The 24,154-nt window shown below is 71.4% G+C and carries 27 protein-coding genes and 1 pseudogene; 15 read left to right on the forward strand and 13 right to left on the reverse strand.

All coding sequences use genetic code 11. From position 1 onward, the window contains the following. The first annotated feature begins 62 nt into the window (after positions 1-62). Together ACE1OA_RS34530 and ACE1OA_RS34535 are read left to right on the forward strand one after the other, a co-directional pair. The gene (locus tag ACE1OA_RS34530) at positions 63-338 is read left to right on the forward strand and encodes an isoamylase early set domain-containing protein (RefSeq protein ID WP_384873546.1); all 276 of its coding nucleotides are present in this window, start codon (positions 63-65) and stop codon (positions 336-338) included. 188 nt (positions 339-526) lie between these two features. Next, a complete protein-coding gene (locus ACE1OA_RS34535) occupies positions 527-1,156 on the forward strand; it encodes a class I SAM-dependent methyltransferase (RefSeq protein ID WP_356606043.1) in 630 nt (209 codons plus the stop codon). 8 nt (positions 1,157-1,164) lie between these two features. Here the strand turns inward: ACE1OA_RS34535 and ACE1OA_RS34540 are convergent, their stop codons facing one another. Then, positions 1,165-2,622: an NF041680 family putative transposase gene (locus ACE1OA_RS34540; RefSeq protein WP_432752769.1), complete on the reverse strand. Its 1,458-nt coding sequence runs from the start codon at positions 2,620-2,622 to the stop codon at positions 1,165-1,167. A 591-nt stretch (positions 2,623-3,213) separates the two neighbouring features. Here ACE1OA_RS34540 and ACE1OA_RS34545 point away from each other — a divergent pair. The 6 genes from ACE1OA_RS34545 (at position 3,214) to ACE1OA_RS34570 (ending at position 8,333) form a co-directional block, all read left to right on the forward strand. Then, positions 3,214-3,753, forward strand: coding sequence for a 2'-5' RNA ligase family protein (locus tag ACE1OA_RS34545; RefSeq protein WP_432753980.1), 540 nt, complete (start codon positions 3,214-3,216; stop codon positions 3,751-3,753). Positions 3,754-3,890: 137 nt separating this feature from the next. Beyond that, positions 3,891-4,073 carry a hypothetical protein gene (locus ACE1OA_RS34550; RefSeq protein ID WP_432753981.1) on the forward strand — a complete coding sequence of 61 codons (183 nt, stop codon included), beginning with the start codon at positions 3,891-3,893 and terminating at the stop codon, positions 4,071-4,073. A 328-nt stretch (positions 4,074-4,401) separates the two neighbouring features. Further along, positions 4,402-4,836 (forward strand): hypothetical protein, encoded by a 435-nt coding sequence (locus ACE1OA_RS34555; RefSeq protein ID WP_432753982.1) that lies wholly within the window; start codon positions 4,402-4,404, stop codon positions 4,834-4,836. A gap of 281 nt (positions 4,837-5,117) precedes the next feature. Continuing rightward, the gene (locus ACE1OA_RS34560) at positions 5,118-5,297 is read left to right on the forward strand and encodes a DUF6480 family protein (protein WP_356606051.1); all 180 of its coding nucleotides are present in this window, start codon (positions 5,118-5,120) and stop codon (positions 5,295-5,297) included. A 272-nt stretch (positions 5,298-5,569) separates the two neighbouring features. Further along, a complete protein-coding gene (locus tag ACE1OA_RS34565) occupies positions 5,570-6,748 on the forward strand; it encodes a lycopene cyclase family protein (RefSeq protein ID WP_356606053.1) in 1,179 nt (392 codons plus the stop codon). A gap of 28 nt (positions 6,749-6,776) precedes the next feature. Then, a complete protein-coding gene (locus ACE1OA_RS34570) occupies positions 6,777-8,333 on the forward strand; it encodes an FAD-dependent oxidoreductase (protein WP_432753983.1) in 1,557 nt (518 codons plus the stop codon). 43 nt (positions 8,334-8,376) lie between these two features. Here ACE1OA_RS34570 and ACE1OA_RS34575 read toward each other — a convergent pair whose 3' ends face one another. Genes ACE1OA_RS34575 through ACE1OA_RS34590 form a run of 4 tightly spaced genes read right to left on the reverse strand, consistent with a single transcriptional unit; the run spans position 8,377 to position 13,185 of the window. After that, positions 8,377-9,369, reverse strand: coding sequence for a DUF5914 domain-containing protein (locus tag ACE1OA_RS34575; RefSeq protein ID WP_356606057.1), 993 nt, complete (start codon positions 9,367-9,369; stop codon positions 8,377-8,379). A 20-nt stretch (positions 9,370-9,389) separates the two neighbouring features. After that, entirely contained in the window at positions 9,390-10,436 is a 1,047-nt protein-coding gene (locus tag ACE1OA_RS34580) for a phytoene/squalene synthase family protein (RefSeq protein WP_432753984.1), read from the reverse strand. After that, entirely contained in the window at positions 10,433-11,995 is a 1,563-nt protein-coding gene (gene crtI / locus ACE1OA_RS34585) for a phytoene desaturase family protein (protein ID WP_432753985.1), read from the reverse strand. Before crtI ends, ACE1OA_RS34580 begins: the two co-directional genes overlap by 4 nt. Beyond that, complete coding sequence (locus ACE1OA_RS34590) at positions 11,992-13,185, reverse strand: polyprenyl synthetase family protein (protein WP_384873234.1); 1,194 nt, start codon at positions 13,183-13,185, stop codon at positions 11,992-11,994. Before ACE1OA_RS34590 ends, crtI begins: the two co-directional genes overlap by 4 nt. Positions 13,186-13,442: 257 nt before the next feature. On the opposite strand from ACE1OA_RS34590, the gene ACE1OA_RS34595 reads away from it, so the two are divergent. Both ACE1OA_RS34595 and ACE1OA_RS34600 read left to right on the forward strand, forming a co-directional pair. Next, complete coding sequence (locus ACE1OA_RS34595; protein ID WP_356606065.1) at positions 13,443-14,150, forward strand: class I SAM-dependent methyltransferase; 708 nt, start codon at positions 13,443-13,445, stop codon at positions 14,148-14,150. Between the two features lie 338 nt (positions 14,151-14,488). Then, positions 14,489-14,818 (forward strand): hypothetical protein, encoded by a 330-nt coding sequence (locus ACE1OA_RS34600; RefSeq protein WP_432753986.1) that lies wholly within the window; start codon positions 14,489-14,491, stop codon positions 14,816-14,818. A 424-nt stretch (positions 14,819-15,242) separates the two neighbouring features. On the opposite strand, the gene ACE1OA_RS34605 is transcribed toward ACE1OA_RS34600, so the two are convergent. After that, on the reverse strand, positions 15,243-15,656 hold the full coding sequence (locus ACE1OA_RS34605; protein ID WP_432753987.1) for a TraR/DksA family transcriptional regulator: 414 nt from the start codon (positions 15,654-15,656) through the stop codon (positions 15,243-15,245). Between the two features lie 225 nt (positions 15,657-15,881). Next, positions 15,882-16,271, reverse strand: a complete 390-nt coding sequence (locus ACE1OA_RS34610; protein WP_432753988.1) for a hypothetical protein — start codon at positions 16,269-16,271, stop codon at positions 15,882-15,884. A 203-nt stretch (positions 16,272-16,474) separates the two neighbouring features. Here ACE1OA_RS34610 and ACE1OA_RS34615 point away from each other — a divergent pair, with 203 nt between their 5' ends. Next, positions 16,475-16,768: a hypothetical protein gene (locus ACE1OA_RS34615; RefSeq protein WP_356606073.1), complete on the forward strand. Its 294-nt coding sequence runs from the start codon at positions 16,475-16,477 to the stop codon at positions 16,766-16,768. Positions 16,769-16,904: 136 nt separating this feature from the next. Here ACE1OA_RS34615 and ACE1OA_RS34620 read toward each other — a convergent pair whose 3' ends face one another. Both ACE1OA_RS34620 and ACE1OA_RS34625 read right to left on the reverse strand, forming a co-directional pair. Beyond that, the gene (locus tag ACE1OA_RS34620) at positions 16,905-17,876 is read right to left on the reverse strand and encodes an oxidoreductase (protein ID WP_432753989.1); all 972 of its coding nucleotides are present in this window, start codon (positions 17,874-17,876) and stop codon (positions 16,905-16,907) included. 322 nt (positions 17,877-18,198) lie between these two features. After that, positions 18,199-18,648 carry a hypothetical protein gene (locus tag ACE1OA_RS34625; RefSeq protein ID WP_386543424.1) on the reverse strand — a complete coding sequence of 150 codons (450 nt, stop codon included), beginning with the start codon at positions 18,646-18,648 and terminating at the stop codon, positions 18,199-18,201. A gap of 100 nt (positions 18,649-18,748) precedes the next feature. On the opposite strand from ACE1OA_RS34625, the gene ACE1OA_RS34630 reads away from it, so the two are divergent. Then, a complete protein-coding gene (locus ACE1OA_RS34630) occupies positions 18,749-19,060 on the forward strand; it encodes a hypothetical protein (RefSeq protein WP_384873248.1) in 312 nt (103 codons plus the stop codon). Positions 19,061-19,100: 40 nt separating this feature from the next. Here the strand turns inward: ACE1OA_RS34630 and ACE1OA_RS34635 are convergent, their stop codons facing one another. Beyond that, the gene (locus tag ACE1OA_RS34635; RefSeq protein ID WP_432753990.1) at positions 19,101-19,853 is read right to left on the reverse strand and encodes a hypothetical protein; all 753 of its coding nucleotides are present in this window, start codon (positions 19,851-19,853) and stop codon (positions 19,101-19,103) included. 213 nt (positions 19,854-20,066) lie between these two features. On the opposite strand from ACE1OA_RS34635, the gene ACE1OA_RS34640 reads away from it, so the two are divergent. The 3 genes and pseudogenes from ACE1OA_RS34640 to ACE1OA_RS34650 all read left to right on the forward strand — a co-directional run. Beyond that, on the forward strand, positions 20,067-20,729 hold the full coding sequence (locus tag ACE1OA_RS34640; RefSeq protein ID WP_356777793.1) for a hypothetical protein: 663 nt from the start codon (positions 20,067-20,069) through the stop codon (positions 20,727-20,729). A 49-nt stretch (positions 20,730-20,778) separates the two neighbouring features. Then, positions 20,779-20,991: a hypothetical protein gene (locus ACE1OA_RS34645; protein WP_432753991.1), complete on the forward strand. Its 213-nt coding sequence runs from the start codon at positions 20,779-20,781 to the stop codon at positions 20,989-20,991. Next, positions 20,984-21,358, forward strand: a pseudogene (locus tag ACE1OA_RS34650) (GntR family transcriptional regulator); the annotation flags it as partial. The gene ACE1OA_RS34645 and the pseudogene ACE1OA_RS34650, both read left to right, overlap by 8 nt. Before the next feature lie 286 nt (positions 21,359-21,644). Here the strand turns inward: ACE1OA_RS34650 and ACE1OA_RS34655 are convergent. The 3 genes from ACE1OA_RS34655 to ACE1OA_RS34665 all read right to left on the reverse strand — a co-directional run bounded on the left by ACE1OA_RS34655 (position 21,645) and on the right by ACE1OA_RS34665 (position 24,148). After that, a complete protein-coding gene (locus ACE1OA_RS34655) occupies positions 21,645-22,232 on the reverse strand; it encodes a hypothetical protein (RefSeq protein WP_432753992.1) in 588 nt (195 codons plus the stop codon). Positions 22,233-22,532: 300 nt separating this feature from the next. Continuing rightward, complete coding sequence (locus tag ACE1OA_RS34660; protein WP_432753993.1) at positions 22,533-23,408, reverse strand: alpha/beta fold hydrolase; 876 nt, start codon at positions 23,406-23,408, stop codon at positions 22,533-22,535. Then, positions 23,405-24,148: a TetR/AcrR family transcriptional regulator C-terminal domain-containing protein gene (locus ACE1OA_RS34665; RefSeq protein WP_432753994.1), complete on the reverse strand. Its 744-nt coding sequence runs from the start codon at positions 24,146-24,148 to the stop codon at positions 23,405-23,407. Before ACE1OA_RS34665 ends, ACE1OA_RS34660 begins: the two co-directional genes overlap by 4 nt. Positions 24,149-24,154 lie beyond the last annotated feature (6 nt).

A 24,154-nucleotide genomic window follows, 5' to 3' on the forward strand; every position in this document is an offset into this window, starting at 1 on the left:
AACCCGTGAGGGGGCGGGCGACGACGCGTGGGTCACCCCGACTACTACGGCTGGAGATCACCGTGCTCGAACGCAAGCGGCTCAAGGGCCGGACCCAGGTCACCTTCGTCCTGCCCGAGAACAGCCCGGACGGGCCGGTCAGCGTGGTCGGGGACTTCAACCACTGGAACCCCACCGCTCACCCCCTCGAACCCCGCGGCGACGGCACCCGAGCCGCTCGCGTGTCCCTCCCTGCGCACAGCGCGCACTCGTTCCGCTATCTGGCCGCCGGCGACTACTGGTTCGATGACGAGCACGCGGACCACCACGACGGCACCAACAGCCGCATCCACACCTGAGCCCCGTACCGGCATCGGGGTGGTCGGCCGTCAATCGATCGCCCCTCCCGCGTCGGAGGTACAGAGGACCCGGCGACCCCGCGCTCCGTTTGCCACCGGCTCTGCGGCCGGGCAGCCGGCCCGTCACGGGTGAAGCGCCACGGACCAGGAGGACCTGCGAACGTGCGCGAGTGCTAGCTTCCCTTCCCGTGAGGGGACATCAGGAGGAGACCAGGGCGGCCTACGACGGGGTCGTGGAGCTCTATGCGTCGAAGTTCGCCAACCGGCTGGAGACACAACCGTTCTCGCGGAACATGATCGGCACCTTCGCCGAGCTGGTGCGCGGGACGGGGAACCGACGGGCAGCCGACGTCGGGTGCGGGCCTGGACACCTGACGGCCATGCTGCACGACCTGGGGCTGGACGCCATCGGGCTCGACCTCTCCCCGGCCATGGTCGACCATGCCCGGCGGGCCCATCCAACGCTTCGGTTCGACGAGGCACGGATGGAAGCGCTGCCGGTCGAGGACGGCACCCTCGGCGGCGTCCTGGCCCACTACTCGATGATCCACACCCCACCCGGGGAACTGCCCGCGCTGCTCGCCGAGCAGGTACGGGTTCTGGCGCCAGGAGGTCTGCTCCTGGTCTCGTTCTTCGGAACCGAGGGGCCCGAGCCCGTCCGTTTCGACCACAAGGTGACGCCGGCCTACAGCTGGCCCGTGGACCGGCTCGCGGAACTCCTGACCGCGGCCGGACTGGACATCGTCGCCCGCCTGCTCCACGACCCGGCCTCCGAACGGGGCTTCCTCGACGCCCACGTGCTCGCTCGCCTCCCCTAACTTGATCTTTAACCTGTGCGGCGGGGCCGTGGGGTGGTCGATTTCTTCGCTCGCTGGTTGGCCGGCTGTGTGTTGCGGGGTGTGTGGACGTCGTGGCGTGGGGTGGGCCGGGTGTTTTTGCGGCCGGGTGGTCGTCCGGGTCCGGGGTGGGTGGGTTTCGGTGCTCTGGCCGGGCAGGCGGCTTGCGGGCGGATGTGCCGGAAGTCGCGGCGGACCCGTGCGGGGGTGAGTCTGTCCGCGGGAACGGGCCTTTCCCAGGGGCGGCGGCGGTCGGCCGCGAGCGGTCGGGCCAGTCGTAGTTGGGTGTAGGCGGCGAGGATCAGCCAGGTCCAGCGGTCCGCCGCCTCGGGGGTGCGGATCTTCGGGCAGGTCCAGCCGAGGGTCTGCTTGAACAGGCGGAAGGTGTGCTCGATGTCGAAACGCCGCAGGTATGCCTGCCAGAGACGGTCGGTGTCCGCTGCGTCTGCGTCGGTTCCCGACCACCACAGCCAGACCGGCTTCGGGGTGGCGCCGCTGGGCAGATGCTGGATGTCCAGACGGATCACCGTCCCTTCGACGATCGGGAGGGTGCCGTCGGCCGCGGCCCAGGACGAGCGGTGGGTGAGCTTGGGGTGGAGCCGGTTCCAGGAGCGTGCGAGGGCGGTGCCGTAGAGGCGTGTGTCGGTGACGGTGTCGGTGTCCGGGGTGCCCCAGGTGTCGGGCTGTCCGAAGACGAACTCGCCTCCGTGCCGGGGCGGCCGGCCCCTGGTGTGAGGCTGCCGGGGCGGTGCCGGGCGACGCAGGACACGGTCCGAGCGCATCCGGGCCAGCACCTGCACCGGCAGATCCTTGAGGAGGAAGGCGAGGCGGGGTGCGTCGTATCCGGCGTCCGCGATGATGAGGACGTCCGGGTCCCCGGCCTGCCACTGGCCTGCGGTGATGAGCCGCTCGACCAGGTCGCGCAGCTGTCGGGCGGTGACGGTGGCGGTGTCGTCCCCGGGCGCCAGACGCAACGCGTCGAGCGGCGCGGTCCATGAACTTCGGCCGGGTTCCAGTGCGCAGACGATCGAGTAGGGCCAGCCGGGAACGGGGATGTGCTGGTCCTTGCCGCGGCCGTAGGTGTGGCAGAGGATCCGCTGCGGTGAGGTGTGGGCGTCCGGCCGCAGCCAGCAGGTGACGTCGACGGCCAGGACGATTCGGCCGTCGACTGCTCGTGGCAGCGGCACCGAAGCCAGGGTGTGTCGCATCCGGTCGGCGTCGATGCGGCCCTGGGCGAGGGCGGCGTAGAGCCCTCCGTGCCCGCGTCGGTGTTCGCCCACCAGCGACAGTTCGGCCAGTGATCTCACCGGCCCGTCCCCGCACAGAACTGCATCCGTCAGCTCGAACAGAGCGTCCGAACGGGAGGTGAGACAGGAGTAGAACTCGCCCCGGAAGCGTGACAGATCCGCCAACGGCTCTCGCCGGGCATCGTGATGCTGCAGACTCATCCTCACGGCCTTCGTGCTGGACGTGTGTGTTCCTTGGTCGGAGCACATGTTCAGACGAAGGCCGCTTCCGTGTACGGCGGTTACCGAACCGAGTGATCAAGTACGACCCACCGTTCGACAACGCACGTTAAAGATCAAGCTAAGGGCTGTCCCGTAATCCGCGGTGGGTTGGCGCACGGCGTCGGCTACGGCACCTCGCGGCGTTGTCGGATCGCCCGAATACGCCCAGTATGAGGACGACCCTCCGCCTTGCGGTGCACCGCATCCGACGCCGTGCACCGACCCACCGCGGATCACGGGACAGCCCTTAGGGAGCGTCGTCCGGATCGGCGCCGGGTCGGCGGTCCGTCGTAGGGGCCGGACCAGGGGGCCATGCTTCGTACGTCGACCGGTTCCGGCGCAGCTTCTGTGGTTGCTCCCAGGTGCCTACGGATCGTGACAGGTGCGGGCCGCCGGCCGACCGTGCCGACACCAGGTCCTGCACGCAACGCTCGTGCCCATCCAACGCGTTGACGTGCTGCACCGATCGACGCGATCGTGCTGCTGAAGAGAACCTGCGAAGTCCGCGGCAGAACTGACACCATGCAGGTCATGGCAGAGGAAATCACCAGGGGGTTCTGGGCGGGCCGTACGGGACTCATCGTCCGGATCCCTGAGGCGGAGCCGTCCGTTCGCAGGTGGCGTGAACGGCTGGACCCCTCAGCCCGGGCCGGTGTTCCCGCCCATGTCACCGTGCTCTTCCCGTTCCTCGACGAGAGTCGAATAGACGCGCTGGTCCACACTGCACTCGCGGACATGCTGGGCAGCCACCCGGCCTTCGACCTGCGGTTCGCGAGATGCGGACGGCTTCCGGAAGTGCTCTATCTCGTTCCCGAGCCAGACACGCCGTTGCGGCAGCTCACGGAGGCGATCGCCGATCGTTGGCCTGAGGCTCCGCCGTACGGCGGCCGATTCGCAGAGATCGTCCCGCACCTGACCATCGCTCAGGGTCAGGAGGGCGCCGTCCTGGAGGAGATCGAGGCCGACCTCGCGGGCGGGCTCCCGTTCACCTCCCACGTCTCGTCGGTTGAGCTCATCGTTCACGACGGCACAAAGTGGCAGGTTCGGGCGTCGTTCGCACTCGGAGAGTGAAGCCGGTCAAGAGGGCCTGGCCCGTCTGCTGTCCGTTGGGCAGCGGCCGGCCTGTTCACGGTCGATGCCGAGCGCATGCGCGAGGCAACGAAGAGGGACCGTCGTCGCGAGCGGGGCTCCGCTTCGAGGTGATCCCCGTGGGCCGCTATGCCGTGGTCGTCCACTTGATCGACTGGCAGGCCGAATCCGGCAGTCAGGACGAAGCCGGGCGGCCCGTTCCGGGAGCCCTGCCGGACTTCGTCGTACTGATCAACCCTGCGCAGCCCGGTCTAGAGACCCTCCGTACTGCGGTGCACACGTTCGAGGCGCCGAACGGCTGACGTCGACGGATCCCGTTTCAACTGCCACGAGTTGCACTCCTGATCGCACGTCCCCCCACGCATGTGGACGCGGGGCTGCCCTGGATCGCTCGGGCGGCCCGGGACCACTCCCGGTGCCGTGACGCTGGGACGTCAACCATTGGTCAGCCCACGAAGGCGCGGCACGACTAACCGCGTCACCCTCCTGACCTTCCCCAGCCCTGAGCCCCCTCCCGGAGACACCCTGATGCACCCTGACGTGGAACGGCTCACCCACCTCCTCCCGCCGCCGGCGGAGCGTCGGCCGCAAGGTCCTGCTCACCGCCTCCATGGGCCAGGACGGCACCCGTTGCCTTCTGGTCACCTGGACGGACGGCGGGCTCGGCATCAGGGCGGCGGGCACCGCCGAGGAACCTACGTCGGCCTCGGCGCGGACGGGGTGCTGATCGGCCAGGACGTCGGCGGCGGCTACCTCTGCCGCACGCAGGAAGGCGCCGACGACGTCCTGGTCGAGGCCGGCGACGTGCTGCCCGAGGAGTGGGTGTTCGTCGGCTACACCCCGGGCTTCGTCGACGACCAACGGGTGCTGGTCGTGGCGGCCGAGGAGCAGTGGGCGGAGGAGGGTACCCATCTCCTCCTCGACGCCCACACGCTCAGGCCCCTCGCCGCAGTCGACTACCCGCAGCTGGCAGGGGTCGCCGCCGTGCCGCTCGGTGACGGCACGTGGCTCACCGTCGAGGAGGACACAGTGCGACGGTGGACGATCCCATCCGATCGCGGGTGACGGCGGAACAACATCATGTTTGCCATCCATCGAGGTGGGCAGCCGCTCATCGGTTTCGGAGCCCTCGACACGCGATCACTCCCGGTTCCCGTGGCCGGCGAGAGGACCGCGGGGGCCGCGCCCCATGCGCCGGGCCGAGGTCCGCGCCATGCCGGCCGGGGCTGAAGAACACGGGGCTGAAGAACGGCAGCGCACCGGCCGACGGCTACCCCACCCGCATCCTGGCGTCGCCCGTGCGACCCGGGAGGGGGACTGGCTCTCGACGACGGGAACTTCTGATCATGACCGATCCACTCGTACCACCGGAGGAGACTCCGCCGGTTGAAGGGTCCACTGCCGAGGCGCACGAAGAACGTGCCGACGGAGGCATCTGGGAGCATCCGGCCTTCTGGCTCTGGCTCGTCGTCATCGGCGCGGTGATCGTGGCGGGCTTCTTCATCGCCCGAGTCGTCGCCTTCTGATCCACCCACGGCCGGCCTTCTGATCCACCCGGGGCTGTCCGGCGCCGTCGACGCCGGTACGGATCCCCATGGGTGACTCGGGTCGCCTTGAGCGACTCGCCTGTGTCGATCACGGTTTTCGCGTCGGTCGACGGGACGATGGCGGGCATGGTGCCTGACGCCCGACCCGGGCATGGTGCCGTGACGCCCGGAGGGAGCCGGTCCGTGCCCGCGCAGGCCGGACGAGGGTGCCCGAACCGCGCGAAGCCGAACCCGTCGTCGAGGGAGAGCGGATGACGTCGACCTGCAGTGATGTGGTCATCGTCGGAGCAGGCGCTGCCGGGCTGTCGCTCGCCTGGCGTCTGCTCAACCCTCCAGCCGGCGTCGTCGTACCTCGCGTCACGCTCGTCGACGCTCCCGTAGGCCCCTTGCGGCCCCCGGAGCGCACCTGGTGCTACTGGGAGCGAGGTCCCGGTGAGTACGACGACCTCCTGACCGCGTCCTGGGGGGCACTGCGCGTGCGCGACTCCCAGGGCTCCGGCCCGGTGCGCGGCATGGGGGCCTACCGGTACAAGATGCTCCGCTCGCCCGACTTCACCAGTGGCCTGCTGCCACGGCTGGGCGGACTCACCCGCATCGATGCGGTCGTCACCGACATCGACGACCTCGACGAGGGCGCCGAGCTCACCTGCCGCACACCCGACGGCGCCCCGCTCGCCCTGCGAGCACGGTGGGTCTTCGACTCCCGCCCACCCCGGACCGTGTCCTCTCGGGTGGCTCTCCTGCAGCACTTCCGCGGCTGGTTCGTACGCACGCACCAGCCGGTGCTCCACCCCCACGTCGTGGAACTGATGGACTTCCGCACCCCGCAGCCCCGGCTTGGTCTGTCCTTCGGCTACGTGCTGCCCACCGGCCCCCGAGAAGCCCTCGTGGAGTACACGGAGTTCAGCCCGTCCGCCCTGCACGCACCCGCCTACGACGCAGCCCTGCGCCACTACACGGACGAGATTCTTCGCCTCGGCCGGTTCGACATCCTCGGGACCGAGCAAGGCGTCATCCCCATGACGGACGCGCACCACCAGCGGCGGGCCGGACGCCACGTCTTTCGTATCGGAGCCGCCGGCGGAGCGGTGAGGCCCTCCACCGGCTACGCCTTCACCGCGATCCAGCGCCAGACACGCGCGGTCGCCGACGCGCTCCACCACGGCCGTGTACCCGTGCCACCTCCCGCGTACCCGCCTCGCCACCTCAGCATGGACGCCACCCTGCTCCGCGGTCTGTGCTCGGGCCGTATCCCTGGCGCCCCGTTCTTCAGCCGCCTCTTCCGGGATGTCTCCACCGAGCGCCTGCTGCGCTTTCTCGACGGTGACACCCGGCCGGCCGAGGACCTGCTCATCGGGCTGCGAACCCCGATCCTGCCGATGCTGCGCACCGCGGCCGAACTCCCTCTGCTCTCCCGCACACCTCACTGATCCGGCCCCGGCCAGAAAGCCAGCGCAGATGACCGACTTCTCCGTCACGGCAGCTCGCCGCGGACGCGACCGCAAGGCAGTGATGCTTCCCGCCATTCCAGGCCGCACGCGTGCGGGGAGAGCGGCGCCCCGCTGCGCCGTCGTCGGAGCGGGCATCGCCGGGATCGCCGCGGCCACCCTCCTGGCCGAGCGCGGCATCCGCGTCACCCTGTACGAACGGGAGGGCACGCTCGGCGGCCGCCTGGCCGGCTGGCCCCTGCAACTCGCCGACGGTTCCGGCGTCACCATGAGCCGCGGGTTTCACGCCTTCTTCCGGCAGTACTACAACCTCCGAGGGCTCCTCAGGCGCGTCGACCCGGCCCTGGAGCGACTGCGGCGCCTGCCTGACTACCCGCTCCGGCACAGTTCGGGCCTCTACGACAGCTTCGCCCGGGTGCCGCGTACCCCGCCCTGGAGCGCCCTGGGATTCGCGGCCTTGAGCCCCAGCTTCGGCTGGCGCGACATGCGCCGCCTCGACGCACGCGCGGCCCTGCCGCTTCTCGACGTCCGTCTCCCACAGCTGTACGAGCACTACGACGGCATCAGCGCCCACGAACTGCTGGAGCGGATCAGATTCCCTGAAGCAGCCCGCCATCTCGCCTTCGAGGTCTTCTCCCGCAGCTTCTTCGCCGACCCGCGCGACCTCTCGGCCGCCGAACTCGCCCTCATGTTCCACATCTACTTCCTCGGCTCCTCCGAAGGCCTGCTGTTCGACGTGCCCGACGAGCCCTACCCCCAAGCCCTGTGGGACCCGCTCGCCCGCTACCTCGAAAGCCATCGCGCCGACATCCTCACCGGCACCGCCGTCGAGGCCATCGAACCCTCCGCCCACGGAGGCCTCACCCTCGTCACCACCGCGGGTACTCACCACGCAGACGCCGTCGTCCTCGCGCTCGACACCACCGGCCTGCGCTCCCTGGCAGCACACTCACCCCACCTCTGCGACGACACCTGGCGCGCCGGCATCAGCCGCCTCCACGTCGCGCCCCCCTTCCTGGTGTCCCGCATCTGGCTCGACCGGCCGGTCGCCTCCCACCGCCCCGGATTCCTGGGCACCAGCGGCTACGGCCCCCTCGACAACATCAGCGTGCTGAACCGTTGGGAAGGCGAAGCCGCCCGCTGGTCACAGAAGACCGGCGGCTGCGTCATCGAACTCCACGCCTACGCGGCCGATCCCTCGGCCGACCGCGAGCGCCTGGCCGAGGACCTCATCGAACAACTGCACCGCGTCTACCCCGAGACCCGATCCGCCCGCGTCGTCGACCAGCACCACCTGTGGCGTGCCGACTGCCCCTTGTTCGCCGTCGGCAGCCACCGGGACCGGCCCACGGTCTCGACCCCGGACCCGCGCGTCACCGTCGCCGGCGACCTCGTGCGGACCGACCTCCCGGTGGCCCTGATGGAGCGGGCCGCCACCACCGGATTCCTGGCAGCCAACGCCCACCTGCGCCGGTGGGGCCTGCGCGGGCAGACTTTGTGGACCGTTCCGGCACACGGCCGATCCGCCCTCCTCCGCAGCCTCGCACGCGTGGCCGAACTCCGGTGAGCCGGCTGATCCGCGCCCGACGAGACCGACGGGGTCCTCCTGCTCAGCCCGGGAACCGTCCCTGGCTCCGCAGCGCCCAGCGGCGCTCGGCGTAGGCGAGGTCGTCCCTCCACAGCCGACCGGCCGTCGCGCGCATCACCGGGCGCAGCAAGGGAGCCGCCGCACGAGCGATCGCGAACCCGCGGCGGTCCGAGGCCGCCACGACCGCTTCGATCACCGCGGTACGGGGGCGGGCCGCCCCCGGCTCCGTGAGAGGCGTGGCATGGGTCTCCACCACGGAGCCCTCGCCTTCGCCCGCCACGATGCGCATCACCACGGTCCGGGGCTCCGGCGCGCTGAAGGCCGCGCGTACGGGAACGACAGCGCGCCCGGCCACCTTGAACGCGACATCCACGAGAAGCACGTCGTCCTCGTCCGTGACGTCGTCGGAAGGCACCGTCAGGACCTCGAGATCGACGAAGGAGTAGGGGTGCAGCCAGGCTCCGTGCCAGGGATCCAGCCGGTTCGCCACGACGTCCTCCGGTTCGCACGCCCCGACGCCCGTGTACACGGCGCTCAACGAGCTCCTCGCGGCCGGACGTACCGGCACCACAGGCTGTTCCGTGGGCGACTCGCCGCCCACGCCGTCCAGCCGTACCCACACCAGGACTCCGTCGTCGTGGACAGGCAGTGGTTCCCAGCCGGCGTACGACTTCCCGTTCAGGCTCATTCCGTGCCAGCGGCAGATCAGCGTGCCACAGGTGACGGCACCGTCCTTCAGCGGCGCGCCCAGGTGCGGGCAGGCACCGGGGCCCGCGACCGCGACCCCGTGGGCATCGCGCCACAGCACCAGCTCGACCCCTGCGACGTTCCTTCCGAGCGCGCTGTCGGAGCGCACGTCGCGGCCGGCGGCGACGACGTACCAATTTCCGGATGGACGCGCCCTGGCCCGCTTGACCGCGGAGGCGATCACGGCCGGGCGTGCCGCACGCCATGTCGACCGCTGCCGATCCCAGGCCACGGGCCGCCGCCTCAGTCTCAGAGGAATGCGTCCCATGGGCCGCGTCCTGTTCACCGTCACTCGCTTCCCCTCTTCGCCGCGATGCCGACAGTCGTTCCCGGGTTCTGGCTGGCCCCGAGGCCGGCTGCCTCGTCGCCGTCGTCGCTTCTCCGAGACAGCCGACCGAGGCGGGGGAGGGACGATCGGGCAGCGAGAGCACGGCCGAAGCCACGCGCGGCCACCGAAAGCCGCCGACGCCGACCGACGACCGCCCGGCGGTGCACCACGGCGAACCCATCGCTCTCGATGGCCGCCAGGATGTCGCGGTACAGCACGAAAGCCGTCCTGACACACGGGGCGGAGACGGGCTCCAGCTGGGCGATGCCGCGCTCCGCCTCCTTGTACACCGAGCGGGTCATCGCGGCGGCCGCCCTGAGCGCCTGCGTGATCCGTGCATCCCGGCACCCCGTCAGCCTGCTCCACAGCAGCAGGTCCCGGTCGACGCCGTGGGCCGCCAAGAGGTCGGCCGGCAGGTAGACACGGCCGCGGTCGAGGTCCTCCCCGACATCCCTGAGGAAGTTCGTCAGCTGAAACGCCACGCCCAGGGCCGCCGCCTGCGGCTCAGCCTCCGGACGGGGCACCACCGTGCCGAGAACCGGAACCATCTGCAACCCGATCACAGCCGCCGAGCCGTGCATGTAGGCCGCCAGGTCGGCGTAGGTCGGGTAGTCGGTGACGGACAGGTCACTGCGCATCGAGCGGAGGAAGTCGATGAAATGGCGCGCCGGAATGCGGTAGCGCGCACGGGTGTCCGCGGCCGCCAGGACGACCGGCTCGCACACCTCACCACCCCGGATCGCGACCTGCCACTGCGACTCCAGGGCGTCCAGAGCCGCCTTCCGCTCATCCACGCCCGCCTGGCTGCCCAGATCGTCGACGATGTCGTCGGCGTACCGCGCGAATCCGTACAGCGCGTGCACCGCGGACCTTCGGTCCACGGGAAGCAGCCGGGTGGCAAGAAAGTACGTCTTCCCATGACGCGCGTTCAGCCGACGGCAGGCGGCGTAGGCGGCGCGCAGGCGTGGATGGATGATTCCCGCCGCGTCCAGCTCCCGGGCCGTCACGCCGCACCACCCCGACCGCCGCCACCGGTCCCGGCCACCACGCCCGCCCGAGCGTTCCGGGCACGGTGTCCACCACCGGCAATGCGACCCGTGACCCGCAGGGCCGCGAGCTTGCCCGAGATCAACACCGTGGGCACACCCACCCCAGGGGTGGTGCCACACCCCGCGAGAACCACGTTCTCGGTGCCGCGCACCAGATTGCGGGGCCGGAACGGCCCCGTCTGCCCGAACGTGTGCGCCGCCGAGAACGGGGTCCCCGCCGCATGCCCCATGCCCGACCAGTCCGCCGGCGTCACGAGGCACTCGGCCTCGATCGACTCGCCCAGCCCGCACAGACCACGGCGCTCCAGCTCCACGATCAACGCATCCCTGTACCGGCCCCCCAACTCACCCCAGCGAACCGCGTCCGGGCCCACCTCCGTGTTCGGGCACGGCGCCAGGATGTAGTGCAGATGACGACCGTCCGGGGCCAGCGACGGGTCGGTGGCGGTCGGCCGGGTGATCAGCAGGGACGGGTCGCTCATCAACCGCCCCGTACGGGTGAGCTCGTGAAACGTGCCGCTCCAGGCGGATCCGAACGAGATCGTGTGGTGAGCCAACTGGGGCCATGTCCGGGTCGTTCCCGCGTGCAGGACGACCGCGCTGGGGGAGTGGCGCAGCCGGACGGGACGCCGGGGACGACGCCCGAGCAGCTCGTACGAGGTCGGCAGATCGGGGGTGAGGACGACCGCGTCGCAGGGAATCCGCTCGTGCTGGGTGACGACGGCGGCAATCCGGTCCCCTCGGCGTTCGAGACGCTGTACGGCCGCACCGAACCGGAAGGTGGCCCCGGCAGCCGCGGCGACCTGGGCCATGGCCACGGGAACGGCATGCATGCCGCCCCGCGGGAAGTACACGCCGGCGATGGTGTCCATGTAGGCGATGACGGCGTAGGCGGCCAGGGCCCGCGACGGAGGCACTCCGGCGTACAAGGACTGGAAGGAGAACACTCGCTGCAGGCGCTCATCCTCGAGGAAGCGGCCGATCGCGCGATCGAGACGCCCGAAGCCGCCCGCCGCCGCCAGTCGCACCAGATCAGGGTGGAGCAGCTGTACGGGAGAGTCGAAGTTGGCGTCGATGAACCGGCGCATCTGCAGTCCGTACAGATCGGTCAGCCATCGGCGGAGCCTGCGGTACCCCTCGGCCTCTCGCGGCCCGGCGAAGCGCGCCACCTCCGTCTCCATGGCCTCCGGGTCGGTATGCACGTCGACAGAACTGCCGTCCGCGAACGCCGCGCGGTACGCCGGATGCAGGGCGATGAGATCGACGTGGTCCCGGAGACGCCCGCCCACCGCCGCGAACGCCTCGTCGAGGAGGTCGGGCATGGTCAGGACGGTCGGGCCCGTGTCCATCCGGTAGCCCAGCCGCTCGGAGCGACCCGCGCGGCCGCCGGGTTGCTCGTCCCGTTCGACCACCGTCACCTGCCGTCCCGCGCCGAGCAGGTGCAGCGCGGCGGACAGGCCGGCGAAGCCGGCACCCACGACGACGACATGATCGGTCCGGCCCGGTAGCGCCTTCACCGCACGCCCCCGATCCGCGCACCCTCGGTGCCCGCACACACCGGTCCCGAGCCCGGGACGCGCTGAGCCCCGTTGCCGCCGGACCGGCCGCAAGCCTCCCTCAGCAGCCGGCCGATGCGAGCGGTGGCCGCAGGATCGAGCCCCGCTCGTTCCAGAGCGTCCTCGCTGCGGCTGCAGAGCTGCTCCACCTGTTCCACGACCCGGTCGCGCGCCCCGCTGGTGACCAGGAGCTCCAGCACCCGCTGCACCTCCTCCTCGGCCACCTCTTCCTCGGCCACCTCCGACCGGGCGCCGAGGACCCGGTCGAGTACCCGGATTCCCACGCGGTCTCCGCGCGCCTCGCAACGCTCCCTGGCGACGGCCAACAGATACGTCGACTTGCCCCCACGCAGGTCCTCGCCCGCTGGCTTGCCGGTGGCATCGGCGTCACCGAACGCCCCCTGCAGGTCGTCGTGAAGCTGGAAAGCGACACCGGCCTCCCTGCCGACCTCACCGAGAGCGCCGACAGCTGTGGCGGAGCCGCCGGCGAGGGTGGCGCCCAGCATCAACGGGCGCTCCACCGAGTACGTCGCTGTCTTCAGCATCGCGGCGCGAACCGCCTGAGCCGGCGAGTGATCGGCCGTCGCCTGCGCATGCAGGTCCAGGTACTGGCCGGCGACCATCTCGGTGCGCATCGCCCGCCACAGGGCGGTCGCCGGCCCCGTGGACGGAGTACCGGTCATCGCCTCGGCGAAGGTGTCGTCGGCCCACGCCAGAGCCAGATCCCCGGCAAGGACGGCCGCGGCACGCCCGAACGTGCCGCACGGGCGCTCGCGCCCCTGCGTGCCGTACTGGGCGTCTATGTCCACGTGGACCGACGGACGCCCCCGGCGCAGCGGAGAACCGTCCATCACATCGTCCTGGATCAGGGCACACGTCTGCACGAGCTCCAGAGCACCCGCCACCTGCAAGGTCACATCCGCCACCGCGGCGTCTCCGCCGCAGGCACGCATGCCCCACCAGACGAACTGAGGCCGCAGACGCCGGCCTCCCCGCAAGGTGAACCGCGCCACGCGGTCGGCGATGTCCGCGGCGAAGAGGGAATCCACTGCCTCCGCTTCCTTCTGGCGCCGACGGAGGATGTCGCGGAGCACCGAGTCGACGGCCGCCGTGACGTCCTGGTCGATGAGAAACGGATCGAGAGTGCGCATAGGGATTCCCTTGCTGCCGGCGGTTACGGACTACCGCTCACTCGATTCCGTACCGCTCCAGCCCTCGGATGCATCCGAACTTAGGCCGACCAGGTCATTCACCGACGCTCACGACGTACGAGCGCGGCCTCAACAACACCGAGGCGTCGAAATCCCGCACGCGCCCTCAGGACGACCCTGCCGACGGACTCCGGCGTGGCATCCACCTCCCCGTGCAGAACCCCCCGAAGCTGTGACGATCAGCTTGGAGGACGACCATGGCCCTGCTCCGCGACCACGACCTTTCCGCCGCCTTCGACCACGCCTCGCGCTCCTATGACCGCATGACCTCGGCGAGCCCCGGATACCACAGTCATCTCCGCCGCTCGGCGCGCCGCCTCGGGCTCCCCCACGAGGGATCCGGCCTCACCGTGCTCGACCTGGGCTGCGGAACGGGCGCGTCCACGCAGGCCCTCCTGCACGCCGCCCCGCACGCCACCATCACGGGAGTGGACGCCTCGGCCGGCATGCTGCGACGGGCACAAGCCAAGCAGTGGCCCGGCTCCGTCTCCTTCGCCCACGTGCCAGTCGAATCCATGACCACGGCGGGCTTCACCGGACCCTACGACGCAGTCTTCGCCGCCTACCTCTTCCGGAACCTGGCCGACCCCGACGCCGTCCTCCGCCTCGTACACGACGTACTGCGCCCGGGCGGGCGACTCGTCGTACACGAATACGCGCTCGGCGGGCGACCCGTCCATCGCGCCATCTGGTCTGCCGTCATGAGCGGACTCGTCGTCCCGTGGGGCAGACTCAACGGCGACGCCTCCCTGTACGAACACCTGCGCCGCAGCGTCCTCGACTTCGACACCGCGACGCAATTCGCGCAGCGGCTTGGCCGCGCCGGCTTCACCCAGGTGCGCACCCTGCCGCTGCCGGGATGGCAGACCGGCATCACGCACACGTTCACCGCTCGGCGCCGCTGAGGGCTCCGCCGGCGAAGCGACGAGCCCCGCATCCACTTCCCATGGTTTCCAGCGGGTGGCGTGACGCCCGGCCCGGACCGAGCGCTCGTGCGGTTCCCATCACCGTGAGCAGCGGTTGCGAGACGACCCTCAGTGGTCCATCTCGATGTAGAGGCCCGCGAGTACCGCTACGACGCAGACGACGGCTACGACGATGAGGGCCAGCGCGACCACTCCCGTTATCCCGGCGATCGCTGCCCGGGTGCGAACTACGGCTCTGCGGAATGCCGTTGACCGGGCGGAGTGCGCTCCCTATGGTGATGTTGATCATGAAGTGGCCTGCTGTGAGGGAGCTCGGGATGCGACGTAGGACCAAGACGACGGTGCAGGCCGTGGTGGCCTCGGTGGGGCTGTCGGCATCGCTGATCGTCGGAGCGAGCCCGGCCCAGGCGGCGGTCTACAACTGCGGCACCACGTTGGGGAACAACACGGCGGGCGCCTACTGCAACAGCGGATTCGGCAGCTACCGGGTGAAGGCGACGTGCTCCTCGCCGAACTATCCCTACGTGACCACCATCTACGGGCCGTGGATCACCCGGAAGTCCACGACCACGAATCCTCCTTCGTACTCGTGGGTGAACGGCGACAACTACAACTGCCACATCACCAGCGCCGTCGTGGCCGTCTGACCCGCTGCTGTCCGGGTCCCGTCGAGGGGCTGCGGCCGCGTGACCTGCTCGGCCCGTTGGAAACGTACGCGGCGTGCGAGGGTCGGCATCCGGCCGGGGCCGCACCCCGTGCAACGCGCGGGCCGCGTCGCGTGCAGGTCCGCGCGGGCCGTCCGGATGCGGGCAAGGCCAGCCGGGTACGGGGCGACTCGGCCGCGCCCCGGGCGTCGGTGAGGAGCGACGGCGCCCGCGCGAGTCGCTGAAGCGCGAACAGGCACGCCTGCTCGCCCAGATGCACCGCCTCCGCTGAAGACGACGCGGCCTCCGTCGCTCGGCGGACGCCGTCCGACGTCAGCCCGGCCGCCGGACACGAGCCGGACGCGCCGAACAGGGGCCGGACATGTGCGGCCCACCTGGCGGAGGCGGTTCTCGACACGGGTCGGCGTCAGGCGGTGCGCCGGGGCCGCCGCCGGTCGGACTGCGCGCAGCGGAGGCAGGTGGTGGCGGCCGGCCGGACCTCCAGCCGTTCCGGCGGGATCGCCGTGCCGCAATCCTCGCACCGCCCGTACCGTTCCTGTTCGAGCCGGTCCAACGCCTGGTCCAGTTCGCGCAGGTGGTCGCGCGTCTGCGCCATGAGGGAGGCCACGTGGGCCCGCTCGAAGGCGGTGCTGCCGCCGTCGGGGTCGTGCTCGTCGTCGACCGCGACGAGGCTGTTGGCCGCGACGATCTCGTCGAAGTCGCGGCTCAGCGCCGCGGCGCGCGCGAGGGTGTCCGCGCGGTCGGCAGCCAGGCGCGCGCGAGCGGTCGACGAGCCGGCCGGACCGGGCTCGTCGTCGCTGTACCGGGATGTCTCACCCATGCTGCGAGAACGCCGGGGAGCGGTCCTCCGATTCCCGGCGTTCTCGCGCCGTCGCTCACACCGCACCCGAATGGCGACACGGCGGTCGACGGCCGGGCTGCCGGTGGGGGCGGTGGGGGCGGCCCGCGATCGGCCCCTGAGCGTGAAGCGTGACTGTCCGGAGCACACCGTGGCCGCTCGCGGCGCGACGAGGCACCCGAGGCGCACGGCTACGGGCGGCCGAGGTCAGCCATCTGACGGCCGCCTCGTCGTGGGTGTCGTCGCCCCCTCCCTGTCGGAGATGGTGTCCCCTGAGAATCTCTGGCGAAGCCGCCGAAGAACGCGGGCCGCCGTTCGGAGACCGCGGATGGCCTCGGCCAGGTCGGACCCGTAGGAGGCCCAGCAGACCACCGAGCCGTCCTCGTCGAGCTGCCCCACGAACCACTCGCCGTCGTCCCTCGCGAGGCACAGGTCGTGGAACGCGAGCATCACATCGGGCCGCAGAGGCTCGTAGCCGCCCGGACCGGCCGACTCGACGACGACGAGCCGATCGCACGACAGCGGTGCTGCGCCGGGGTCTCCGGAAAGTGCGCGCACGCGCTCGATCGTCCAGCCGGCGGGGAGCCCTGAGTTCACCGGCGCATGATCTCAGTCGGGTGCCTGCCCCGGCCACCCGTCAGGAGGTCCGTCCCTTCGCGTGCGCAGCCGTGCGCGCCTGCCACCGGGTGGACCGGGGCGAGATGTCTCCGGGCGACCGCGATCGCCGCCAGGGGTGAGTCGGTCACCACGGGGTAGACGGGGGCGGCCGGCCCTCGCCCCGCAGTAAGGAGAAGCCCTCCATGAGCCTCACCTCGACCGTCCGCTCCCTGCCCGGACACGAAGGGCGGCCGCGTCCGATGTCGCGCCTCGCCCGCGTGCTGCCGTCTCGCGCGGCGGACGCCGCCCACGACGCCGCGCACGAGACTGCGGCCCGCTTCGGTCACGGCGCCTACTCGGAGTCCTGCCCGACCTGCCATGTCCCGGCCGGGTCCCTGTGCCTCGCCCGACGCAGCGTCCACGCCGCCCGGCGCGACCAGTACCGCCGGAACCCGCAGCGCATCGGCGTCATGTCGCTCCTCGGGGCGCCCGCCTGAGGTCGGCTTGCGCGCTCGTGGGCGTACGAGAACCCACGGCCGGCTGCTCACCTCGCGCGGTGTGGCGCGGTGGTGCACCCGGCGGCCCATGTGCCAGGGAGGTGTGCGCGGAGCTACGGGTGCGCTCAGCCCGGGTTCATCGGGTGATCGGGGCGGCGCCGGTCGCCGCGACGGACAGGTCCCAGAGCCGTGCGGCAGCGTCGGGAGCGATGGCGTAGTCGCGGACACCGCCGTCGTCCATGGGCTGCTCGGGGAGGGATACGGCCGCGACGTCGCAGTCCTCCAGGTAGAGCCCGCCGAGTCCGTCGAGGAGGGGTGACGTGGCTGCCCACAGGCCCGTGGCGGCGCCCTGGGAGGGGGTCTTGAACCCGGCGCCGACGACGTTGCCGTGCTCGTCCACCCACCCCCGGTCGATCTGCTCCCGGAGGCTCATCTCCCGCTGCAGCCCCGTGATGATCTTGCCGGGGTGGAGGGCGAACGCCTGGACGCCGTCGTCGCGTGCGAGGGCGTCGAGGTGTACGGCGAACAGGGCGTTGGCGGTCTTGGCCTGGCCGTATGCCAGCCACTTGTCGTAGCCGGTGCGGAAGTGCGGGTCGTGCCAGCGGATGTCGGTCAGGGTGTGTCCGGCGGAGCCGTTCACGACGACGCGCGCGCCGGCCGCGGCGGCCAGGAGCGGGTAGAGCTCGCTGACGAGTGCGAAGTGCCCGAAGTGGTTGGCGGCGAACTGGCCCTCCCAGCCGGGCCCGACGCGTCGCTCGGGGGTGGCCATCACGCCCGCGACGGCCATCAGGATGTCGATCCGATCGAGCCGGTCGCCGATCTGTGCGGCGGCGGCACGCACGCTGCCGAGATCGGCGAGGTCCAGGGCGACGACCTCGCAGCCCGGCACGTCCTGGAGGACGGTGCGGGCGGTGTCGGGGCGGCGTGCCGGAACGATGACACGGGCACCGGCGGCCGCCAGGCTCCGGGTGGTCTCGAGGCCGAGTCCGGAATAGCCCCCGGTCACCAGGGCGGACTTGCCGGAGAGGTCGACGCCGTCCATGACGTCGTGCGCGCTGCTGGTGGCGGAGAAGGGCGAACCGAGCGGTTGCTGAGCGGTTGTGGTCATGGGGCCGACGCTACGATCTAGAGCGAGGTCTAGATCAAGTCCTGGACGGAGCGGCATGACGACCGTCGAGACCTACGGGGGCCGCCGAGCGTCGGCGAGGTGTCCGACCGGATCCGACCAGGCGTGCACGCCTGCGTTCCACGAGCGCGAGGGGCTGGTGGCCTGGGGAAGGTCTCCCTCTGGTTTCCGTGAGCGGGTTCCGCGCAGCGCCTTCCGCGGCCGCATCGCCGAGCCGGCGAACGCGGGTACGGCCGCCTCCGCGGCCTCCTGCGAGGGAGGCCGCGGGAACGCCTCGTATCCCGACACCCACGCGGGACGGCGCTCAGTCCGCAGCCCTGTTTCCATCTGCCAGGGCCGGCCGGCGAATGATGTCCGTGTCACTCTCCTCGCGGGGGACGTAGAACCAGCCACGCTCCGTGGACGCGTCGTAGTGCACGACGAGGCGGCCGTCCGTGAGCATGGCATTCCACCTGGCCAGCCGTTGGCCGTCCCGAGCGGTCAGCTCCTTGCCTGCCCGAAGTCGTGCCTCGGTACGGAGCATCATCGCCGGGTACAGGTACCGGTGCTCCCTGTTGATCTTCCAGGGAAGCAGGTTGTCGTCACGAAGATTGCGCCGGTCGATGCCCCTGCGCCGACGGAAGGCGGACCACATGGGGATCGATGTGTCGATCCCGTACTTGTCCCTGTAGGTCTGCTGCATCCACTCGTACGTGCGACCTTCCATGAACCAGCGAACAACTTCCTGTTCGTCCTGGATCTTCTTCGGCGGCATGTCTCTCCCGGTCCGCGGCGGTTGCCTCACCCCTGCGCTGAGCACAGCCCGCCGGCTTTCGAAGGGAGACTGCCTCACGGCGGCTGATCATGTCGAACTGGTGACCGTGGTCCGCCTTCAGGCCGGCCTCCCCGGCGTCGGCTTCCGTGCGCGGCGGGCCTGGCGCGACATCGTCGACCTGCTCACCGAGTGGCTGCCCGGCACGCCTGGCGCCGTCGGAATGCACGGCCGCGCGTCGAGCGCCCGTGAGGGGTGTGCAGGGCGCGAACCGGGCACGCCCGAACCAGCGATGCCGCCGACGTACGTGGCCGCCAGGGTCACGGAGTGGTCGTCCGCTCCGAGGGTCCGGCCACGGGATCCGAAACTCGTCGCCGAGCGGGCCGGCCCCGAAGCCGGGCCGGAGAGCCGCTGATCGACTTCCCGGGATGTCGTGCTCCGGGCCGCGCCCGTCCTCACGCGCGTCCCCGGGGCCCGAGCCAAGGGTGACCGAGCCGGTCGGCGAACTCCCGCGAACCTCCGCAGATCTCGGCGACCTGACGGGGATCTCCGGCCGTGATCCGCGCCGCAAGGGGTTCGACCTGGACGGCCGGATCGTCTCCGGAGATCGGCATGGTCATTCTGAACTGAAGCCACGGGTGGTCCTGCCCGGTCGTGGGCCGGCTGGGATGGAACAGGAAGACGGTGATCTGCTCGGGTTCCCAGGGCGGGGCGGAGACGGCGTGCAGCTCGCAGTCCCACGTCGCCAGTCGGCCGGGGTGTTCCCGGAGCCGTTCCTCCAGCAGTCTGGCGACCGTCCGGGCGGGCCATTCCCAGCTGTGGTCCGCCGTGGCCCGCTGGATCTCCGCCCCGTACGCGGCGGCGTCGAACCGGAACTCCGGGAGATCGACCCCCTCGGCGTCATCCGGGTTGCGCCAGCCGCTCCAGATCACGTACGGCCCTTCGCGTCTCACCGTGACGTGGACGGCGCCGCAGCAGGCTTCCGTGCACGCGGCTTCGGCGAGCCGGACCTCCCGAGGGACGTCGGTCGCGTGCAGCGGCGCGTTCGGGCCCAGCAGACGGCCGGGGTCCGCCGCCGGGCCCTCGTGGAACACGTCGGCCAGGATGTCTCGTCCGTCGACGATCGGTCGGCATTCCACGCCGGCGTGCGTGGTGCCGAGCGGTGGCACGAAGACCCGGAGGGACAGTCGATGCGGTGCTGTGGTCATCGCCCGATGATCCCCGAGCCACGCGCTGTTGTCGCGCGGCCGAGTGAGTCCGCGGGGGAGGGGCGCACCGCCCCGGCCGTCCGTCCGCATGTCCGTCCCCGGTCGCTGACCTGCCGCGTGTCCGGGGGCGGCGACCCACGCTGCGTCCCCGGGCACCGGTCCGGGGCAGGCCGGGCGTCCGCCGGTGCCGGCCGTGCCCGTACGGTGGTCGCCATGACGATCAACCGTCCGGGATCACCGGATGATCTGCCGCCCGCTGACGTTCTGTGGGCCCGCTGGGCCCTGCTCGCCTCGCTGGGGGCGACCACCGCGGCCGAACGCCGGCCGAGCGGGCACCGCACCGGCCGCTGGATCGACGACGACGGCCTCCACTGGGACGACGCGGGCTGTACCTGGTGGGTGATGTCCCGGATGGCCGAGGGCCGTTACGTACTGTACGGCGAGGACGAGTCCAGCGCGGCGAAGTGGCACCAGCCGCCGGTCGACATGCTCGCGGGCGCCCCGGCCTGGCTGCCGTGGGAGGAGCTGCGGGATCGGCTCGCCGGGTACGAGCTGGGCTGCGTCTACTGGTACGAGAACGGAACCTGGGCCCGCGCGCCCTACCCGGAGGACCTCGACGACGACGGCCTGGACTGCGGGATGAGCGCGTTGGTCGACCGAGCGCAGGCGGTGGGGCTGCTGGCCGAGCGCCTCGTTCCGGTGGACGGCGAACCCGCGGCGGATGCGGTCCTGGCCCAGGCCGAGGCCGGCCGGCTGCGGGATGTGGACGCGTTGCTGGCGCGGCTGCGGGACCCGGACGGCGACGTGCCGGACCTCTCCGCCGTGACGCGCGCCCTCGTCCGCTCCGGCCTGGCGGGCGTGGCCCCTGTCGGTTGACGGGAGCGGCCCGGCGGCCCCGCCGGGGCGGTGGTGCGGAGAGCGGCTGGTGTCGAGCCAACTGCTGCTGGTCGTCCTGATGATCCTCGTCGCGCTGACGGAACAGGCGTGCGCCGGGCCGCTGGGCGCCGCGACCATCGTGGTGATCTGCCCGCTGGGTCTGCTGAGCCTGTTCACCATCGGATGGTCCCTGGTGACCGTGGTGGCGCCCAGGGCGGTCGAGGACGAGGCGGGCGACGAGGGGACCGACGACGATGAGTGACCCCGCCGTTCGCGTCGACACGACCAGCCTGGTACCGCCGTACGAGCAGATCCGCGCGCAGCTGGCCGCGCTCATCCGCACAGACCGGCTGGCCGAGGGCGAGCGCCTGCCGACCGTGCGGCAGCTCGCCGCCGATCTCGGACTGGCGCCGGGCACGGTGGCCCGCGCCTACCGCGAGCTGGAAGCCGACGCGCTGATCCGGACGCGCCGCGGCGCGGGCACCAGGGTCGCGGCCCTCCCGTCCGTGCCCCCCACGCACGACTCCGCCCGTCTCGCCACTCTGGCCCGGGACTTCACCTCCGCCGCGCGAGCGCTGGGCGCCGACACCAAGGACATCCTGGCCGCCGTCCGCGAGGCGCTGGACCCGGGGCAGGCCGCCACGCGGGCCTCCGCCGGCGGTGGAGCGGACGATGCCAGGGCGGCCGGGGCCGGCGCGGGCGACAAGGACGAGAAGGAGGTCTGACCGACATGGAGGCGGCGAAGGACGAGCCGCGGTCGCGGCGCGTCCGCTGAGCCTGCGCTCCATCCGCGCCTGGCGGGCGTGGTACCGGTGTTGCGGAGTGGTGGCTGTGCCGGTCACCCTTTCCCGTCATCGGCGGGGGCACCTTGCCGGAGCGCGAGCGGTGTGCGGAGTGAGCGCCTGGCAGGAGGTCTCAGCCGCGCCATCTGGCCACGAAGTCGTCATAGCCCGCCAAGTAGGAGCTGGGAACGGTCTCCTGGCTCGGCCGGCCGTTGAGCCAGCACACCTCCACCGTGTCGGTCTCGGTGTCGAGCAGGCAAGCCACTCCGCCGCTCGCGACGGTGAGACCGGTGAACGTCGCCCTGACACTTGCGGATCGCTCGAACAGCCTGCTCATCCGCGAGGTGGCCGCGGTGAACACCAGCGACGCGAAATCCGGGTGCCGCTCGGGTGCGAACGTCACCGTGAGGTAGATGTAACCGAGGGCGACCCGCCCGAACTCATCGCATTCCGTACGGGAGTCCTCGCAGTACGCGCGTACCGCGTCGTCGACGCCGAACGTGATCGAGGTGTCGAGCTCCAACCTGTTGCCTGACGAGCAGTCGACCGGTTCGCTGTCGAAGTGGGACGTGAAGGGGACGACGACCTGCTCACCGCCGGGCAGGGTGACCATCAGTGGGGGGACCCGACGGCCTTCCGGCGCCAGCTTCGCGAGCTCGGCCAAGGCGCGGGAGACGTTCCGCGCGGGCGTGATGATCTCGTAGCTGTAATCGAGCCCCATGCTTGCCACCCCTCTGTCGACCGAGCCGAACCTTCCCATGAAGTGCCCGAGCGGGGCCCGCGAATTTTCCGGGGCCTGCGCGGCCCCGTCCTGCCGGACGGGCTGGAGAAACCGCGGACGACACGCCTGAGTCGGGTGGCAGGCGATCCGGCTGTCCGGTCGCCGGTGCATCGCGTCGCCGGGACGCCGGAGAAGCCACTCGCCGGGCTGTCGGAGCGAGTTCGCGGCGGGCGACCATGCCGTGAGAGGCGCGGGGCCTCCCGCCGCGGCGGGTCGCCCATCGCGACGGCCCTCCTGCTCTCAGGACGTCAGGAAGGAGCGCAGCGTCTCCGCGACGGTTGCCGGGTCCTCCAGTTGTGGGTAGTGCCCGACCGCGGGCGGTCCGGTGAGTTCGACGACCGAGGCCCCCGGCATCCTGGTGCGCACGCGTGCCAGTACATGCGCGCCGCTGATGGGGTCGGCCGGTCCCCAGAGGAAGAGCGCCGGGCCGGGGTACTTCTCCAGGGCGGTGGTCCACCGCTCCCTGTGCTTGTGGCGCTCGTCGATGTAGCGCAACAGTCGCGGCGCGCGCCGTTTTCCGCCGGCTCGGGACGCCGCCGCCCACAACTCCCGGAGGTCCGCGTCGCAGAGCTCTCGCCCCAGTACGCCGCGCAGGGTCGCGCCGAACCTGCGGCGCGTGGTCAGCGGGGCGATGAGCGGGCCGAGGGGCCCGTGGAGCAGGCGCTGGGTCGGTACCGGGCGGTGAAGGTCGGGGTAGAGCCCGCCGTTGAGCCAGACCATGTGGGTGACCCGCGCCGGATCCCGTGCGAGCAGTTCCTGCCCCACGCTGACGCCGTAGTCGTGGGCCACCAGGGCAGTGCGTCCGGTGTCGGTCCGCCGCCACACCTCCTCGACCAGGTCTGCCTGTTCGAGCACCGAGTACGTGTGGCGACGCGGCTTGTCGCTCTCCCCGAAGCCCAGGAAGTCCAGGGTGGTGACGCGCAGTCCGGCCGCCGCGAGGGTGGGGACGATCGGCGCCCAGTCGTGGGAGGACGTGGGAAAGCCGTGGAGCAGGGTGACGGGTGTCCCGTTCGCGGGACCGTCGCGGCGCACGAAGATCTCGTGACCGCCGACCGGGACGCGGGCGCCGCCGGCGGTCCACTGATCCCAGGGCGGCAGGAGCGGTGTGGTCCTCATGCGTCGATCTCCTCGGTGTGGAGCCGGCCCAGACCTGCTGTCAGCGCGCGAAGTCCGAAGGTGAACTCGCCTTCTCCGTCGGGCGTGTTGAGCAGTTCGGCGTGTCGGCGGACGACAGGGTGGGTCCGGGGGGACAGGTTCGCGAACAGCTCGGTCATGGCCGCGCGCTGCGGGCCCGTCCGGGCCGCCCCACCGCTGTCGAGTACGGCCGAGCCGATCACGAAGTGGGTGACGGTGAGATAGACGTGTACGGCCGTGCGGGGGTCCCATCCCTGGTCGAGGAGCTGCCCGAGGGCGTGCTCGCGGGCGCGCAGGGCATGGGGTCCGAGGAGCTGGCCACTGGTGAGTGCCGGTACGAGGGCCGGATGGGCGGCGAGGACCCGGCGGAACTCCCTCGCGCCTTCTTCCAGGCCGGTCTGCCAGTCCGTGGTGAGGGACGGCAGCCGGATCTCGCCGAGCATGTGGTCCACGGTCTCGATCAGGAGTTCCTCCCGGCTGGCCACGTGGCGGTACAGGGAGGTGTGACGGACCTGGAGGTGGTCCCCGAGACTGCGCATGGTGAGGGAGTCCAGGCCGTCGCGGTCGGCCAGTTCGAGCGCGCCCGCCGTGATCCGCGCGAGGGTCAGCCCGCCCGCGCGGGGCCGGCGCCGCGCGCGCTCGGTGTAGCGCGCCTGCCACCAGGCCGGGGAGCCGGGCTCCGGGGGCTCGGGGACAGACGGTGTGCGGCTGTCGGACGTCATGGACAC

Origin of the sequence: Streptomyces sp. JL2001 (assembly GCF_050917515.1) — a bacterium.
Taxonomy (GTDB): domain Bacteria; phylum Actinomycetota; class Actinomycetes; order Streptomycetales; family Streptomycetaceae; genus Streptomyces.

What these genes read in the sequence shown, in the direction of transcription:
- ACE1OA_RS34540 (WP_432752769.1), bottom strand. Translation starts at nt 2,622, where the DNA reads ATGAGTCTGCAGCATCACGATGCCCGGCGAGAGCCGTTGGCGGATCTG.
- ACE1OA_RS34545 (WP_432753980.1), top strand. Translation starts at nt 3,214, where the DNA reads ATGGCAGAGGAAATCACCAGGGGGTTCTGGGCGGGCCGTACGGGACTC.
- ACE1OA_RS34560 (WP_356606051.1), top strand. Translation starts at nt 5,118, where the DNA reads ATGACCGATCCACTCGTACCACCGGAGGAGACTCCGCCGGTTGAAGGG.
- ACE1OA_RS34565 (WP_356606053.1), top strand. Translation starts at nt 5,570, where the DNA reads ATGACGTCGACCTGCAGTGATGTGGTCATCGTCGGAGCAGGCGCTGCC.
- ACE1OA_RS34570 (WP_432753983.1), top strand. Translation starts at nt 6,777, where the DNA reads ATGACCGACTTCTCCGTCACGGCAGCTCGCCGCGGACGCGACCGCAAG.
- ACE1OA_RS34575 (WP_356606057.1), bottom strand. Translation starts at nt 9,369, where the DNA reads ATGGGACGCATTCCTCTGAGACTGAGGCGGCGGCCCGTGGCCTGGGAT.
- ACE1OA_RS34590 (WP_384873234.1), bottom strand. Translation starts at nt 13,185, where the DNA reads ATGCGCACTCTCGATCCGTTTCTCATCGACCAGGACGTCACGGCGGCC.
- ACE1OA_RS34595 (WP_356606065.1), top strand. Translation starts at nt 13,443, where the DNA reads ATGGCCCTGCTCCGCGACCACGACCTTTCCGCCGCCTTCGACCACGCC.
- ACE1OA_RS34600 (WP_432753986.1), top strand. Translation starts at nt 14,489, where the DNA reads ATGCGACGTAGGACCAAGACGACGGTGCAGGCCGTGGTGGCCTCGGTG.
- ACE1OA_RS34605 (WP_432753987.1), bottom strand. Translation starts at nt 15,656, where the DNA reads ATGGGTGAGACATCCCGGTACAGCGACGACGAGCCCGGTCCGGCCGGC.
- ACE1OA_RS34615 (WP_356606073.1), top strand. Translation starts at nt 16,475, where the DNA reads ATGAGCCTCACCTCGACCGTCCGCTCCCTGCCCGGACACGAAGGGCGG.
- ACE1OA_RS34620 (WP_432753989.1), bottom strand. Translation starts at nt 17,876, where the DNA reads ATGACCACAACCGCTCAGCAACCGCTCGGTTCGCCCTTCTCCGCCACC.
- ACE1OA_RS34625 (WP_386543424.1), bottom strand. Translation starts at nt 18,648, where the DNA reads ATGCCGCCGAAGAAGATCCAGGACGAACAGGAAGTTGTTCGCTGGTTC.
- ACE1OA_RS34635 (WP_432753990.1), bottom strand. Translation starts at nt 19,853, where the DNA reads ATGACCACAGCACCGCATCGACTGTCCCTCCGGGTCTTCGTGCCACCG.
- ACE1OA_RS34640 (WP_356777793.1), top strand. Translation starts at nt 20,067, where the DNA reads ATGACGATCAACCGTCCGGGATCACCGGATGATCTGCCGCCCGCTGAC.
- ACE1OA_RS34655 (WP_432753992.1), bottom strand. Translation starts at nt 22,232, where the DNA reads ATGGGGCTCGATTACAGCTACGAGATCATCACGCCCGCGCGGAACGTC.
- ACE1OA_RS34660 (WP_432753993.1), bottom strand. Translation starts at nt 23,408, where the DNA reads ATGAGGACCACACCGCTCCTGCCGCCCTGGGATCAGTGGACCGCCGGC.
- ACE1OA_RS34665 (WP_432753994.1), bottom strand. Translation starts at nt 24,148, where the DNA reads ATGACGTCCGACAGCCGCACACCGTCTGTCCCCGAGCCCCCGGAGCCC.